The sequence below is a fragment of the Methylobacterium sp. J-072 genome (genome assembly GCF_022829425.1).
Lineage (GTDB): Bacteria > Pseudomonadota > Alphaproteobacteria > Rhizobiales > Beijerinckiaceae > Methylobacterium.
The window spans coordinates 16,222-28,266 of record NZ_JAKSYK010000116.1 but is presented as its reverse complement, the minus strand read 5'-3'; the positions used below and the strand labels follow the sequence as shown (position 1 = coordinate 28,266).

At 69.2% G+C, this 12,045-nt stretch carries 17 protein-coding genes; 10 read left to right on the top strand and 7 right to left on the bottom strand.

All coding sequences use genetic code 11. The annotated features are described in order from the left end of the window. Window positions 1–25: 25 nt before the first annotated feature. The gene (locus MKK67_RS13645) at window positions 26–1,225 is read right to left on the bottom strand and encodes an efflux RND transporter periplasmic adaptor subunit (protein ID WP_243965560.1); all 1,200 of its coding nucleotides are present in this window, start codon (window positions 1,223–1,225) and stop codon (window positions 26–28) included. Between the two features lie 381 nt (window positions 1,226–1,606). Between MKK67_RS13645 and MKK67_RS13640 the strand changes: the two genes are divergently transcribed. Together MKK67_RS13640 and MKK67_RS13635 are read left to right on the top strand one after the other, a co-directional pair. Beyond that, window positions 1,607–1,828 carry an HOOK family protein gene (locus MKK67_RS13640; RefSeq protein WP_092039228.1) on the top strand — a complete coding sequence of 74 codons (222 nt, stop codon included), beginning with the start codon at window positions 1,607–1,609 and terminating at the stop codon, window positions 1,826–1,828. 286 nt (window positions 1,829–2,114) lie between these two features. Further along, window positions 2,115–2,294 carry a hypothetical protein gene (locus MKK67_RS13635; protein WP_243965559.1) on the top strand — a complete coding sequence of 60 codons (180 nt, stop codon included), beginning with the start codon at window positions 2,115–2,117 and terminating at the stop codon, window positions 2,292–2,294. Window positions 2,295–2,308: 14 nt separating this feature from the next. Here MKK67_RS13635 and MKK67_RS13630 read toward each other — a convergent pair whose 3' ends face one another. Next, complete coding sequence (locus MKK67_RS13630) at window positions 2,309–2,521, bottom strand: hypothetical protein (protein WP_243965558.1); 213 nt, start codon at window positions 2,519–2,521, stop codon at window positions 2,309–2,311. Between the two features lie 280 nt (window positions 2,522–2,801). Between MKK67_RS13630 and MKK67_RS13625 the strand changes: the two genes are divergently transcribed. The 8 genes from MKK67_RS13625 (at window position 2,802) to ureG (ending at window position 8,074) form a co-directional block, all read left to right on the top strand. Next, window positions 2,802–3,422, top strand: coding sequence for an urease subunit gamma (locus MKK67_RS13625; protein WP_243965557.1), 621 nt, complete (start codon window positions 2,802–2,804; stop codon window positions 3,420–3,422). Between the two features lie 81 nt (window positions 3,423–3,503). Beyond that, window positions 3,504–3,800: an AbrB/MazE/SpoVT family DNA-binding domain-containing protein gene (locus tag MKK67_RS13620; RefSeq protein WP_243965556.1), complete on the top strand. Its 297-nt coding sequence runs from the start codon at window positions 3,504–3,506 to the stop codon at window positions 3,798–3,800. Further along, window positions 3,797–4,213: a PIN domain-containing protein gene (locus MKK67_RS13615; RefSeq protein ID WP_243965555.1), complete on the top strand. Its 417-nt coding sequence runs from the start codon at window positions 3,797–3,799 to the stop codon at window positions 4,211–4,213. The genes MKK67_RS13620 and MKK67_RS13615 overlap by 4 nt, the downstream gene beginning before the upstream one ends. Before the next feature lie 5 nt (window positions 4,214–4,218). Then, on the top strand, window positions 4,219–5,946 hold the full coding sequence (gene ureC, locus MKK67_RS13610; protein ID WP_243965554.1) for an urease subunit alpha: 1,728 nt from the start codon (window positions 4,219–4,221) through the stop codon (window positions 5,944–5,946). Between the two features lie 33 nt (window positions 5,947–5,979). Then, a complete protein-coding gene (locus MKK67_RS13605; RefSeq protein WP_243965553.1) occupies window positions 5,980–6,258 on the top strand; it encodes a DUF29 family protein in 279 nt (92 codons plus the stop codon). A gap of 18 nt (window positions 6,259–6,276) precedes the next feature. Further along, complete coding sequence (locus tag MKK67_RS13600; RefSeq protein WP_243965595.1) at window positions 6,277–6,771, top strand: urease accessory protein UreE; 495 nt, start codon at window positions 6,277–6,279, stop codon at window positions 6,769–6,771. Further along, entirely contained in the window at window positions 6,737–7,447 is a 711-nt protein-coding gene (locus MKK67_RS13595; protein ID WP_243965552.1) for an urease accessory protein UreF, read from the top strand. Before MKK67_RS13600 ends, MKK67_RS13595 begins: the two co-directional genes overlap by 35 nt. Window positions 7,448–7,456: 9 nt before the next feature. Beyond that, entirely contained in the window at window positions 7,457–8,074 is a 618-nt protein-coding gene (ureG, locus tag MKK67_RS13590; protein ID WP_147906882.1) for an urease accessory protein UreG, read from the top strand. A gap of 18 nt (window positions 8,075–8,092) precedes the next feature. On the opposite strand, the gene MKK67_RS13585 is transcribed toward ureG, so the two are convergent. The 5 genes from MKK67_RS13585 to MKK67_RS13565 form a co-directional block, all read right to left on the bottom strand. Beyond that, entirely contained in the window at window positions 8,093–8,317 is a 225-nt protein-coding gene (locus MKK67_RS13585) for a hypothetical protein (protein WP_243965551.1), read from the bottom strand. A 133-nt stretch (window positions 8,318–8,450) separates the two neighbouring features. Next, window positions 8,451–9,224: an ABC transporter permease gene (locus tag MKK67_RS13580; protein ID WP_243965550.1), complete on the bottom strand. Its 774-nt coding sequence runs from the start codon at window positions 9,222–9,224 to the stop codon at window positions 8,451–8,453. Further along, on the bottom strand, window positions 9,221–10,138 hold the full coding sequence (locus MKK67_RS13575) for an ABC transporter permease (RefSeq protein WP_243965549.1): 918 nt from the start codon (window positions 10,136–10,138) through the stop codon (window positions 9,221–9,223). Before MKK67_RS13575 ends, MKK67_RS13580 begins: the two co-directional genes overlap by 4 nt. Next, on the bottom strand, window positions 10,135–11,190 hold the full coding sequence (locus tag MKK67_RS13570; protein WP_243965548.1) for an ABC transporter ATP-binding protein: 1,056 nt from the start codon (window positions 11,188–11,190) through the stop codon (window positions 10,135–10,137). The genes MKK67_RS13575 and MKK67_RS13570 overlap by 4 nt, the downstream gene beginning before the upstream one ends. A 4-nt stretch (window positions 11,191–11,194) precedes the next feature. Then, complete coding sequence (locus tag MKK67_RS13565) at window positions 11,195–11,881, bottom strand: Crp/Fnr family transcriptional regulator (RefSeq protein ID WP_243965547.1); 687 nt, start codon at window positions 11,879–11,881, stop codon at window positions 11,195–11,197. Window positions 11,882–12,045: the final 164 nt, after the last annotated feature.

Sequence of the window (12,045 nt, the reverse complement as noted above, 5' to 3'; positions counted from 1 at the left end):
GCCGCCCTCTCGATGCCGGTACCCATCACGGATCGGCCTTGGCCGACCGCCCCGGCGCCGTTTCCTCGGCTTGCGCCGTGTGGGACGCATGCGGATCGGCCACGAGGCTGCCGTCCTGAACCTTGTACTGCCCGGCGGTGATCACCCGCTCGCCGGGCTTCAGCTCTCCAGCCAGCACCTGCGTCCGGCCGGAATCGGAGCGCCCCGCCTTCAGCACCCGCTGATGCGCGTGGCCGGACTCGTCGATCACGAAGGCGAACAGGCCGTCGGGCCCGTGCTGGACGGCATCGTCCGGCACCGTCGTGGCCGCCGCCACCGTGCCGACCCGCATCTTGGTCGAGACCGAGAGGCCGGGCCACAAAGCGTGGTTCTGATTCTGGAACACCGCCTTCAGGCGGATCGTGCCGGTGGCGGTATCGACCTGGTTGTTGAACAGGGCGAGCTTGCCCTCGGCCAGCTTGGTCAGCCCGTCCGAGGTCCAGGCCTCCACCGGCACCTCGCCCGTCCGGAGCGCCGCGCCGATCGAGGGCAATTGGTCCTCCGGCGCGGTGAACACCACGAAGATCGGCTCGACCTGGGTGATGGTGACGATTGCCGACTGCCCCGCGGCGTTGACGATGTTGCCGATATCGACCTGCCGGAAGCCGGTGACGCCGTCGATCGGCGCCCGGATCGTGGCGTAGCTGAGCTGCGTGGTGGCGTTGTCGATGGACGCTTGGTCGGAGGCGACCTGCGCGGTCAGCTGGGCGACCATGGCGGTCTGCGTCTCGGTCTGCTGGCGCGACGCGTAGGCGCCGAGCCCGGTGTAGCGGACGAGATCCGCCTTGGCGTTGTTGAGGTTGGCGGTATCCTGCTCCTTCTTGGCCTTCGCTTGGTCCAGGGCGGCCTGGTAGGGGCGCGGGTCGATCTGAACCAGGATATCACCCGTGCGGACAGTCTGGCCCTCGCGGAAGGCGATCTGGCGGATCTCGCCATCGACGCGGGTCCGCACCTGGACGGTGTTGTAGGCCTGGACCGTGCCGAGCCCGTTCAGAACCAGCGCGAACGGCCCCTGCTCGACCATCCCGAGGGTCACCGGCACGGGTACCGGCGCGGCCGCCTTCGCCTTGGTCACCGGCCGCTGCGTCGTGCGCACATAGCCGTAGGCCCCGCCGCCCAGGAGGGCCAGGGCCACGATCGTCGTCACCAAACCGCGGGACCGCCGCGGCTTCCGCTCCACCTTCATCGGCCGCGGTTCCCCCTCGCCGTGGAATGCGACAGCCTCGTCCGATCGAGTCGCGTCGCGATGGCTGTCATCGTGGCTCAGCATGCCTGACTGGCCCTTGCGTGATCGGACCGCGCCGGACGCTGCAGAACGCCGATCGAGATTATTGCATTCCCTAGCATACAATCGATGCGGCGATATTCGGGCGCTCTGCCGATCGCCGCCGCCGAAACGTCCATTATACGCGTGGCAGACGCTATGAGAGGCGCCGATTGCACGCGACGCAAAGGCATCGCAGATGAGCGAGACGATCGGATCGCCGCGAGGCAATCCGCGGCGCGGACGCGCTTGGGATCGGATGCCGTCGCGTCAGGCCCCACAGCCAGGAGACCGGAATCCCGCATGGCCGACACGCTGGAACTGGACGGCTTGAACGAGCTGCGGGCCGCCCTTCTCGAAGAGCGGCAGACCATCGTCGCCTCGGTGCGGAAGCTGCGCGACACGCGCCGGCAGAAGGGCACCTTCGTGCTCGGCGACGGCGCAGCCGCAGGCCCGCGGCTGGTCGCGGTGCAACACCAGATCGACGTCGTCGAATCCATCATCGCCACGCTGACGAAGGGTTGAGAGCGGCCCACCATGCGGATGACGCGCGGCCGAGCGGATCGGACAGGTGCCACGTCCGCGTGTCCGTTTTGTTTCTCAAGTTTGCGCAAGCTTGCGGAGGCTAAGACCGCCGACGGATTCGGATCACGGGCGCGCGCGGAAGCATCCGGTCGCAATGGGATCGCCCGAACTCCCGTTCCGGGTGACGAAGCCGGCCGGTTGTACAGGTGATGCCTGTATTTGAGGCTGGACTGCGTAAGTGCTGTGCTGATACCGGACCGCAGCGCAAGGCGCGGGATGCCACGACATGGACGCCTTCGATCCCACCGATACAGCGACTGAGGCCGATGCGGCGATCGAGCCGCGGCCCAATGCCGACCTGATCGCCCTCTGGACCGCCCTGGAGGCGGATCGCCGCGCCCGCGACGAGCGGACGGCGCGGCTGCGGGCCATGCAGTTGATCGGCGGGTACGACGAGGCGGTCTGACGATTCGCCGAGCGTCATGACTCGCCGGCCTCGCCATAGCCCGGCAGACGCGACGCCAGGGCGAACCCGACCGCCACGGCCATCGCCTCGGCCTGTGCGATCAGGGCCGGGTCGCCACTGTCTTGGGCGGCTTGGAGCAGCCCGACCGCGTGCTGTCCGAGCCTGACATCGATGTCGTTTTGGTCAGGTCGCTGTGCGTCGCGTTCGTGCGGGCCGGGATCGTTCATGAGGGGCGTGCCGAGGGATTCGAGGAGGCCGGCGCGGGCCTGAACGGCGCCGACGCAACGACCCAGGCTTGCGTGTCCATGAGATCCGCGAAGACGCGCATGACCGCGCTCACCGGGCGCTGGTTTTGCATCGATCCCCGCGATCTGCCTAGCCGGATCCAGAGCGCGGCGCGTCTCGATTGGTGTGCCGCTTCTCGGCGATGTCGGACGGGTCAGCGATACCCTTGACCCCACGCCACGCATGATCCTTGCTCCCGTCGCCGCGACGACGAGGTATCCCGTGCTGCTGACGCCCCGCGAGAAGGACAAGCTGCTCATCGCCATGGCGGCGCAGGTGGCACGCAACCGCCTGGCGCGCGGGGTCAAGCTTAACCATCCCGAGGCGGTGGCGCTGATCACTGACTTCGTCGTCGAGGGCGCCCGCGACGGGCGCAGCGTCGCCGAGCTGATGCAGGCGGGGGCGAACGTGCTCACCGCTGACCAGGTGATGCCCGGCATCGCCGAGATGATCCACGACATCCAGGTCGAGGCGACGTTTCCGGACGGGACCAAGCTCGTGACCGTGCATCACCCGATCCGGGGGGCGGTCTCCACGGACGTGCCCGGCACGGTGACGACCTTGCCCGGCGAGATCGTGTTCAACGCAGGCGCCGACCGCACGGTGATCACGGTGGCCAACACCGGCGACCGGCCGATCCAGGTCGGCTCGCACTATCACTTCTACGAGGTGAATCCGGGCCTCGTCTTCGAGCGCGAGAAGGCGCGTGGGCAGCGCCTCGACATCGCGCCCGGCACCGCCGTGCGTTTTGAGCCGGGCTCGACCCGGGAGGTGGTGCTGGTGCCGCTCTCGGGCGGGCGCACCGTGTACGGGTTCCGCGGCGACGTGATGGGTAAGCTGTGAGTCGGCCGAAAGCTGTCTCGCTGCCCTTGCGGGTCTCTCACCGATCTCCTTACTGATATCGCATACGGTAAGGAGAGGCGCATGAAGGCGGCGGAGGCCAAGATTACGTCGAAGGGTCAGGTGACCGTGCCTGCCTCGCTGCGCAAAGCCCTCGGCGTGAAGGCGGGCGACAAGCTGGTCTTCACCCAGGATGCGCATGGCCGTTTCCTGGTCGAGGCACGGACCGATGCGCTGGCTGCGCTTCGCGGCATCGTCGGTCGTGAGAGCTGTGATCCGATCGCGCCGGTCGATGGCGCGCGCATGGCTGACTGGATCGAGGCCAGCCGCGCCGCCCGCTGGAACCGGAGGCACGATGCGGCCGAGGACGACGAGGCGTGATCGGGCTGGACACGAACGTGCTGCTGCGCTGGCTCGTCGATGAAACGGTTTGGCCGGATGATGCGCCGGAGCAGACCGCGCTCGCTGCGGAAGCCTTGAGCCGGCGCGACGCCCAGTTCTTCGTCAATGCGGTGGTGCTCGCCGAGACCGTCTGGATTCTGGCGCGGCCCTTGCGCCAGAAGAAGGCCGCTCTCGTCTCGGTGATCCGCCGCTTGCTCAACGCATCGAACGTCGTCCTCGATCACCGCGAAGCGGCCGAGGCCGCCTTGTCGGCCTGGGCCGGCGGCCGGGGCGATTTCGCCGATCACCTCATCGGCGCCATCAACCGCTCGGCCGGATGCGGGACCACGCTGACCTTCGATCGGAAGGCCGAACCCGCGGACGCCTTCACCCGATTGCGCCGGGAGCCCTGACCCGCATGGCCAACACCCCGAAGCCCGCCGCCCTCCCCCGATCGGCCTATGCCGACATGTTCGGCCCGACCACCGGCGACCGCATCCGGCTCGCCGACACCTGCCTCGAGATCACGGTGGAGCGCGACTTCACCACCTACGGCGAGGAGGTGAAGTTCGGCGGCGGCAAGGTGATCCGCGACGGGATGGGGCAGAGCCAGGTCACGAACGCGGCCGGAGCGGTCGACACGGTGATCACCAACGCGGTGGTGCTCGACCATTGGGGCATCGTGAAATGCGATGTCGGCATCGTGCGGGGCCGGATCTTCAAGCTCGGCAAGGCCGGCAACCCCGACGTGCAGCCCGGTGTCGACATCATCGTCGGCCCCGGCACGGAGGTGATCGCCGGCGAGGGTAAGATCCTCACGGCCGGGGGCTTCGACAGCCATATCCACTTCATCTGCCCGCAGCAGATCGAGGAGGCCCTGTGCTCGGGGGTCACCACGATGCTGGGCGGGGGCACCGGGCCGGCGCACGGCACCTTCGCCACCACCTGCACGCCGGGCCCCTGGCACATCGCCCGGATGATCGAGGCCGCCGACGCCTTCCCGATGAACCTGGCGTTTGCCGGCAAGGGCAACGCCTCGCGGCCCGAGAGCCTGGTCGAGATGGTCCGGGCCGGGGCCTGCGCGCTCAAGCTCCACGAGGATTGGGGCACGACCCCGGCGGCGATCGACACCTGCCTGTCGGTGGCGGACGCCCACGACATCCAGGTCATGATCCACACCGACACGCTCAACGAGTCGGGCTTCGTGGAGGACACGATCGCGGCGTTCAAGGGCCGCACGATCCACGCTTTCCACACCGAGGGGGCCGGCGGCGGCCACGCGCCGGACATCATCAAGGTCGCCGGACTGCCGAACGTCCTCCCGTCGTCCACGAACCCGACGCGGCCCTACACGAAGAATACCATCGACGAGCATCTCGACATGCTCATGGTCTGCCACCACCTCGACCCGTCGATCCCGGAGGATCTCGCCTTCGCGGAGAGCCGGATCCGGCGCGAGACCATCGCGGCCGAGGACATCCTCCACGATATCGGCGCGCTCTCCATGATGTCGTCGGACAGTCAGGCCATGGGCCGCGTCGGCGAGGTCGTGATCCGCACCTGGCAGACCGCCGACAAGATGAAGCGCCAGCGGGGCGCGCTCGCAGGCGACACCTCCGGCACCGACAACCTGCGCGCCCGGCGCTACGTCGCCAAATACACGATCAACCCGGCCATCGCGCATGGCGTGTCGAAGCATATCGGCTCGGTGGAGCCCGGCAAGCTCGCCGACCTCGTGCTCTGGACGCCGGCCTTCTTCGGGGTGAAGCCCGATCTCGTGCTGAAGGGCGGCAGCATCGCGGCCGCCCCGATGGGCGACCCGAACGCCTCGATCCCGACGCCCCAGCCGGTGCATTACCGCCCGATGTTCGGCGCCTATGGCCGCGTCCCCTACGCGACGGCGCTGACCTTCGTGTCCCGGGCGGCGGTGGAGGACGGGTTGCGGGAGCGGCTCGGCGTGCAGAAGCAGCTTGTCGCGGTGGAGAATGTCCGCGGAGGCATCTCCAAGAAGGACATGGTGCTGAACGACGCCACGCCGGTGATCGAGGTCGATCCCGAGACCTACGACGTCCGCGCCGACGGCGAGCTTCTGGTCTGCGAGCCGGCCGAGGTGCTGCCGATGGCGCAGCGCTATTTTCTGTTCTGAGCTATCATGGAGCGGACGGACAGGAGGCCAGAAATGGCGAAGGCCGCACTGAAAACGCCACCGAGGGACGACCTCTACGAGACCGATTTCTTCCTCTGGACGCAGGCCCAGGCCGATTTGCTGCGCGCCCGTCGTCTCGACGAGCTCGATCTAGACCATCTGATCGACCAGGTGGCGAATGTGGGCGCCATCGACCAGCGCGAGATCCGGAACCGCCTGACCGTATGGATTTCACCCTTTTCCCCGAGCAGCCTCCGTTCACCCTCGAAGACGCGTTGTCCGACGGCTTCCTGCCGGAGGAGCCTGATCTGATTGACCAATCCTGAGTTCATGATCCGCGCCACCCGCATCCTCCGCCGCGAGCACCTGTCCGGCGGCGAGATCGTCGACCGGGTCGTCCTGGATTCCGGCGAGCGCCATCGCCGCCGCGTCGCCATGCGCGGCGCCGGGGGCTTGGGGTTTCTGCTCGATCTGCCGGAGGCCGCCGTCCTGGAGGACGGCGACGCCCTGGTGCTGGAGGATGGCCGGTTCGTCTGGGTCGAGGCGGCCCCTGAGCGTCTGCTGGAGATCCGCGCCGCGAGCGACCATGCCCTCAAGCGGCTGATCTGGCATATCGGCAACCGGCACATCCCGGCCGAGATCGGCGCGGAGGCAGTCTGGATCGCCGACGACCATGTGCTGGCCGACATGGTCCGGGGCCTGGGCGGCACCGCCGAGCCGGTCCTGCGCCCGTTCCGGCCAGAGGGCGGGGCCTATTCCGGCGGCCATGCCCACGGCCACGATCACCCGCATGGCAGCCACCATCACCACCACGCCGATGGGTGAGAGCCTGGACGCGTTGCGGCTGATGGCGTGGTTGTCGCCGGGCTATCCGGTGGGCGCCTACGCCTATTCGCACGGGCTGGAATGGGCCGCCGAGACCGGCGACGTGCGCGACGAGCCGAGCCTCACCGCCTGGCTCTCCGATGTCTGTGCGCACGGCGCCCTGCGCAACGACCTGATCCTGGCGGCCCATGCCCATCGGGCGGCGGGTTCGGACTCCCCGGACGCGATCGTCGCGATCAACGACCTGGCCCTGGCCCTGGCGCCGTCGCGCGAATTGCATCTGGAGACCAGCCAGCAGGGCCGCAGCTTCCTCGACGCCACGCTCGGCGCATGGCCCTGCGAAACCTTCTCGATCCTGGCTGAGCAGTTGCCGGGGCCGGTCGCGTATCCGGTGGCGGTCGGTGCGGCGGCGGGCGCGCACGGGATGCCGCGGCCGCCGTTGCTGGCCGCCTACGGTCTCGCCTTCGTTCAGAACCTCGTCTCGGCAGCCTTGCGGGCGGCGCCGGTCGGGCAGGCCGCGGGCACGCGGGTGATCGCCGCCCTGACGCCCCGCATCGTCCGGCTCGCCGAGGACGCGGGCGACGCGGATCTCGACGCGATCGGCTCCGCCACCTTCCGCCTCGATCTGGGCTCGTTCCGGCACGAGACGCAATATTCCCGCATCTTTCGATCCTGAGGGCGCAGCATGACCTCCTCGAACGGCCCGCTCCGCGTCGGCATCGGCGGCCCCGTGGGCTCCGGCAAGACCGCCCTGATGGAGCAGCTCTGCAAACGCTTCCGCGACCGCTACGAGATCTGTGCGATCACCAACGACATCTACACCAAGGAGGATGCCCGAATCCTGACCGTGGCCGGCGCCCTGCCGGAGGAGCGCATCCTGGGGGTCGAGACCGGCGGCTGCCCGCATACGGCGATCCGCGAGGATGCCTCGATCAACCTCGCCGCGGTCGCCGAGATGAGCCGGCGCTTCCCGAAGCTCGATCTGGTGCTGATCGAATCGGGCGGCGACAACCTGGCGGCGACGTTCTCGCCGGAACTCGCCGACATCACGCTCTACGTGATCGATGTGGCAGGGGGCGAAAAAATTCCCCGCAAGGGCGGCCCGGGCATCACCCGGTCGGACCTGTTGATCGTCAACAAGACCGATCTCGCGCCGCTTGTCGGCGCCGATCTCTCGGTGATGGAAGCCGACACCAAGCGGATGCGCGGCGCGCGGCCCTACGTGTTCGCATCCTTGCGGGGCGGCGACGGTGCCGACGCCGTCGCACGCTTCATCGAGGAGGCCGGCGGCCTCGGCCGCTAACCCATTGGCTGACCGTTCTCAGCGGCCGGCATCCGCCGAGCGCGACCGCGGAGAGGTTTTCGGAGACAGACCCATCAGGGCATCCAGCCGGCTCATGCGGGCGTCGAAATCCTTCAGCGCCGACTCACGTGCCTTGATGGCCAAGTTGGGCAGGGGCTTTGCGTGGGCGCGGGCGGAGCGGGCTTCTGCGGCCGATGCGGTGAGTAATGCGGCCAGGGAAAACAGAGTCAGAGCACGAATCATGACGAAGGTCCCTCATGGATTCGCTGCATGAAGCAGCGGGCTCTTCGCGAGAGTATGGTCAGAGGAAGCGTGGCTGCGTGCGCGAGCGCACGTCATGTATGAGGGGTCGGGTCCGAACCGGATGAAAACCGCCTCAGGCGCGCGAGCGCCGGACGGTCAGCCATGACGCCAGCAGCACGAAGGCGCTGACCAGCACCACCAGGAGCGTCGAGGCGGCGTTGATCTCCGGGTTCACCCCGAGCCGGACCTGGCCGTAGAGCCGCATCGGCAGGGTGGTCGAGCCCGGGCCCGAGACGAAACTCGCGATGACGAGGTCGTCGAGCGACAGGGTGAAGGCCAGCAGCGCGCCGGCGAGCACCGCCGGCGCGAGAAGCGGCAGCGTGATGGTGAGGAACACCCGCATCGGCCCCGCGCCGAGATCGGCGGCCGCCTCTTCGAGGCCGCGGTCAAGCCCGCGCAGGCGCGCCGCCACGACGACGGCGACGAAGCCGGTGCAGAAGGTGGCATGCGCGATCACGATCGTGGCGATGCCCCGGTCGATCCCGATGCCGATGAACATCAGGAGGAGCGACAGGCCGATCATCACCTCCGGCATCACCATCGGCCCGAAGATCAGCCCGGTGAACAGCGCCCGTCCGCGGAAGCGGCCGTGGCGCTCCAGAGCCAGCGCCGCGAGGGTCCCGAGGATTGTGGCGATCAGGCTCGCCAGCAGCGCGACCCTCAAGGACACCCAGGCCGCCGCCATCAGCGGCGCATCGGCCAGCAGTGCGCTGTACCACTTCGTCGAGAATCCGCCCCAGACGGTGACCAGGCTCGAGGCGTTGAACGAGTAGGCGATCAGCACCAGGATCGGCGCGTAGAGGAAGCCGAGTCCGAGCACGAGGGCGGTGCGGGTCACCCAAGTCACGGGCGGCCCTCCTCGCCAGCGCGCAGGCTGTCGCGGAACAGCACCACCGGGCCGATGATGATCGCGAGGATCAGCACCGCCACCGCCGAGGCGAGCGGCCAGTCGCGGTTCGAGAAGAACTCGCTCCACAGCACCCGGCCGAGCATCAGGGTCTCGGATCCACCGAGCAGGTCCGGGATCACGAACTCGCCGACCATCGGGATGAAGCAGAGGCCGGCCCCGGCCGCGATCCCGGGCAGGCTGAGCGGTAGGGTCACGGTCCAGAACACCCGGGTCGGCGAGGCGCCGAGATCGGCCGCGGCCTCGCGTAGCGCCGGGTCGAGGCGGTTCATCACCGCGTAGAGCGGCAGGACCATGAAGGGCAGGTAGGCGTAGACCAGCCCGATGATCACCGCGGCGTCGGTGTTCAGGATGATCAGCGGCTCGGTGATCAGACCGAGCCGGCGCAGGATCAGGTTCAGCAGGCCCTCGGGCTTGAGGATCGCGATCCAGGCGTAGACCCGGATCAGAAAGCTCGTCCAGAACGGCACCACCACCAGGGCGACGAGGAGCGGTTGCCAGCGGGACGGAGACCGGGCCAGCGCGTAGGCGAGCGGCGTGCCGAGGGCGACCAGGATCAGGCTGGCGGCCAGCGCGTAGCCGAGCGAGCCGAGGGCGGCGTCGCGATAGAGCGTGTCGGCGGCGAGCGTCGTGTAATTGTCGAGGTTCAGGGCTTCGAGGAAGCTCGACCAGCCGTCGAGCCCGCCCTGCCAATCGAGCACCGGCAGGTAGGGCGGGATCGCGGTCGCCGGTTCCGACAGGCTGATCTTCAAGGTGATCGCGAAGGGCAGCAGGAAGAACGCCGTCAGCCACAGGAACGGCGGCAGGCGCACCAGCCGGTCGAACAGACGTTTTCCCGGCACCGTGCCCCTCATGCCGGCAGGATCACGGCGTCCGCGGCGGCGAAGCCGGCACGGGTCTCTGAACCCACGGCATCGCGCGCGTCGCCCGGCCGCCCGCTCGACCGCAACACGGTGCCATCCGGCAGGCGCAGAGTCCGGCGCAGGCGGTCGCCCAAGAAAACCGTATCGGCGAGCGTCACCGGCAGCCCGTCGGTGCCGACGACGAGGTCTTCCGGGCGCACCGCGACGACCACTGACGCGCCGTCCGGCAGCACCGTCGCGGAACCGCGGATCGTCCCATGTGCGGTCTGCACCGCGCGGCTGTCGCCGGGCTCGACGGGTCCGAGCCGGCCGGGGATGAGATTCACGTCGCCGAGCAGGCCCGCCACGAAGCGGCTGGCTGGGCGCCGGTACAGCTCGGCCGCGGGCCCGACCTGGGTAAGCCGGCCGGCCTCCATCACGCCGATGCGGTCGGCGAGCATCATCGCCTCCTCGGGATCGTGGGTCACCACCACGAAGGCGGTGCCCAGACGGCGCTGCACGGCGCGCAACTCGGTCTGGGTCTCCTCGCGCAGGCCGCGGTCGAGGGCGCCGAGGGGCTCGTCCAAGAGCAGCAATTTCGGTTCGCGGGCGAGCGCCCGGGCAAGTGCCACCCGCTGGCGCTGCCCGCCCGACAGCGTGTCGGGGCGGCGATCCCCGAACCCGTCCAGGCGGACGAGGCGCAGCAGCTCCGCCACCCGGGCGGACGCGGCGGCCCGGCCCAGACCCTTCAGGCCGTAGCCGACATTGCCGGCCACGCTCATATGCGGGAACAGGGCGTAGGACTGGACCATCATGTTCACCGGCCGCCGATGCGGCGGCAGGGCGGTCAGGTCCTGCTCGCCCAGGCGCACACGGCCGGAGCTCGGTGTCTCGAAGCCCGCGATCATGCGCAGCAGGGTGCTCTTCCCGCAGCCGGACGGCCCGAGCAGGCAGAAGAACTCCCCGGGCTCCAAGTCGAGGTTCACCGCATCGACGGCGACATGCGTGCCGAAGCGCTTGGTCAGATCCTCCAGGCGCAGGCGCAGCGCGGGTGCGTCCGGCAAGGCCTCAGGAATCCTCGCGCAGCGCCTCGGCCACGCGCGCTTCGAGCAGGTCGGGCCGGCGCAGGACCAGGGCACCGCGCGTGCGATCGACCAGCCCCTCGGCCGCCATCGCGGTAAACTCGCGGGTGACCTGCTCGCGGCGGCAGCCGATCCGGGCGGCCAGCACGTGGTGATAGGGCGGCGGCGACACGACCCGCTCGCCCGACGTGCCCGATCTCGGGACCGAGAGGCGCAGCAGTTCGGCGTAGAGCCGGTGCTTCAGGTCGAGGAGCGCGTGCTCCATGAGCCGGGTGTTGAGTTCACGCACGCGCTTCGCCAGCAGCCGGAACAGCCGGTCGGCGATGGCCTCGGAAGCGAACACCATCTGGCGGAACACGGTGGCCGGGACCACGCAGACTTCGCCGCGGGTGAGCGCCGTGACGTTGGCCGAGCGGCCGATGCCGTCGATGGCGGCGAGCTCGCCGAAGAAGGCCCCGCCGCGCATCTCGCCGAGGATCACCTCCTTGCCGGACTGGGTCCGGTTCAGGATGCGGACCTCGCCCGAGGCGATGAAGTAGACGTCCGTGGAGATGTCGTCGAAGTCGACCAGCACCTCGTTCTCGTCGAAGCGGCGCCAGTGGCAGCGGGTCTCGAATGGACCGAGCTCGATGCCCGGATCCTTGAAGAAGGGTATCGTCCCCAACCGCGCCATCGATCCTGTCCCTTCGGCCCCGGCCCCCGTCCCTGCCCTGACGGGGCCGACCAGCAACTCTGGGCCAGCAACACTTGGGACGGGAGCAGCCCGCATCTCGGAGCCGCGCACCGATCCGGCCGCGCTCGATCGATGAGGCGGGATCGATCGTGACGGTCACGCGC

What these genes read in the sequence shown, in the direction of transcription:
- MKK67_RS13645 (WP_243965560.1), bottom strand. Translation starts at nt 1,225, where the DNA reads ATGAAGGTGGAGCGGAAGCCGCGGCGGTCCCGCGGTTTGGTGACGACG.
- MKK67_RS13640 (WP_092039228.1), top strand. Translation starts at nt 1,607, where the DNA reads ATGGCCGACACGCTGGAACTGGACGGCTTGAACGAGCTGCGGGCCGCC.
- MKK67_RS13635 (WP_243965559.1), top strand. Translation starts at nt 2,115, where the DNA reads ATGGACGCCTTCGATCCCACCGATACAGCGACTGAGGCCGATGCGGCG.
- MKK67_RS13630 (WP_243965558.1), bottom strand. Translation starts at nt 2,521, where the DNA reads ATGAACGATCCCGGCCCGCACGAACGCGACGCACAGCGACCTGACCAA.
- MKK67_RS13620 (WP_243965556.1), top strand. Translation starts at nt 3,504, where the DNA reads ATGAAGGCGGCGGAGGCCAAGATTACGTCGAAGGGTCAGGTGACCGTG.
- ureC (WP_243965554.1), top strand. Translation starts at nt 4,219, where the DNA reads ATGGCCAACACCCCGAAGCCCGCCGCCCTCCCCCGATCGGCCTATGCC.
- MKK67_RS13605 (WP_243965553.1), top strand. Translation starts at nt 5,980, where the DNA reads ATGGCGAAGGCCGCACTGAAAACGCCACCGAGGGACGACCTCTACGAG.
- MKK67_RS13600 (WP_243965595.1), top strand. Translation starts at nt 6,277, where the DNA reads ATGATCCGCGCCACCCGCATCCTCCGCCGCGAGCACCTGTCCGGCGGC.
- MKK67_RS13595 (WP_243965552.1), top strand. Translation starts at nt 6,737, where the DNA reads ATGGCAGCCACCATCACCACCACGCCGATGGGTGAGAGCCTGGACGCG.
- ureG (WP_147906882.1), top strand. Translation starts at nt 7,457, where the DNA reads ATGACCTCCTCGAACGGCCCGCTCCGCGTCGGCATCGGCGGCCCCGTG.
- MKK67_RS13585 (WP_243965551.1), bottom strand. Translation starts at nt 8,317, where the DNA reads ATGATTCGTGCTCTGACTCTGTTTTCCCTGGCCGCATTACTCACCGCA.
- MKK67_RS13575 (WP_243965549.1), bottom strand. Translation starts at nt 10,138, where the DNA reads ATGAGGGGCACGGTGCCGGGAAAACGTCTGTTCGACCGGCTGGTGCGC.
- MKK67_RS13565 (WP_243965547.1), bottom strand. Translation starts at nt 11,881, where the DNA reads ATGGCGCGGTTGGGGACGATACCCTTCTTCAAGGATCCGGGCATCGAG.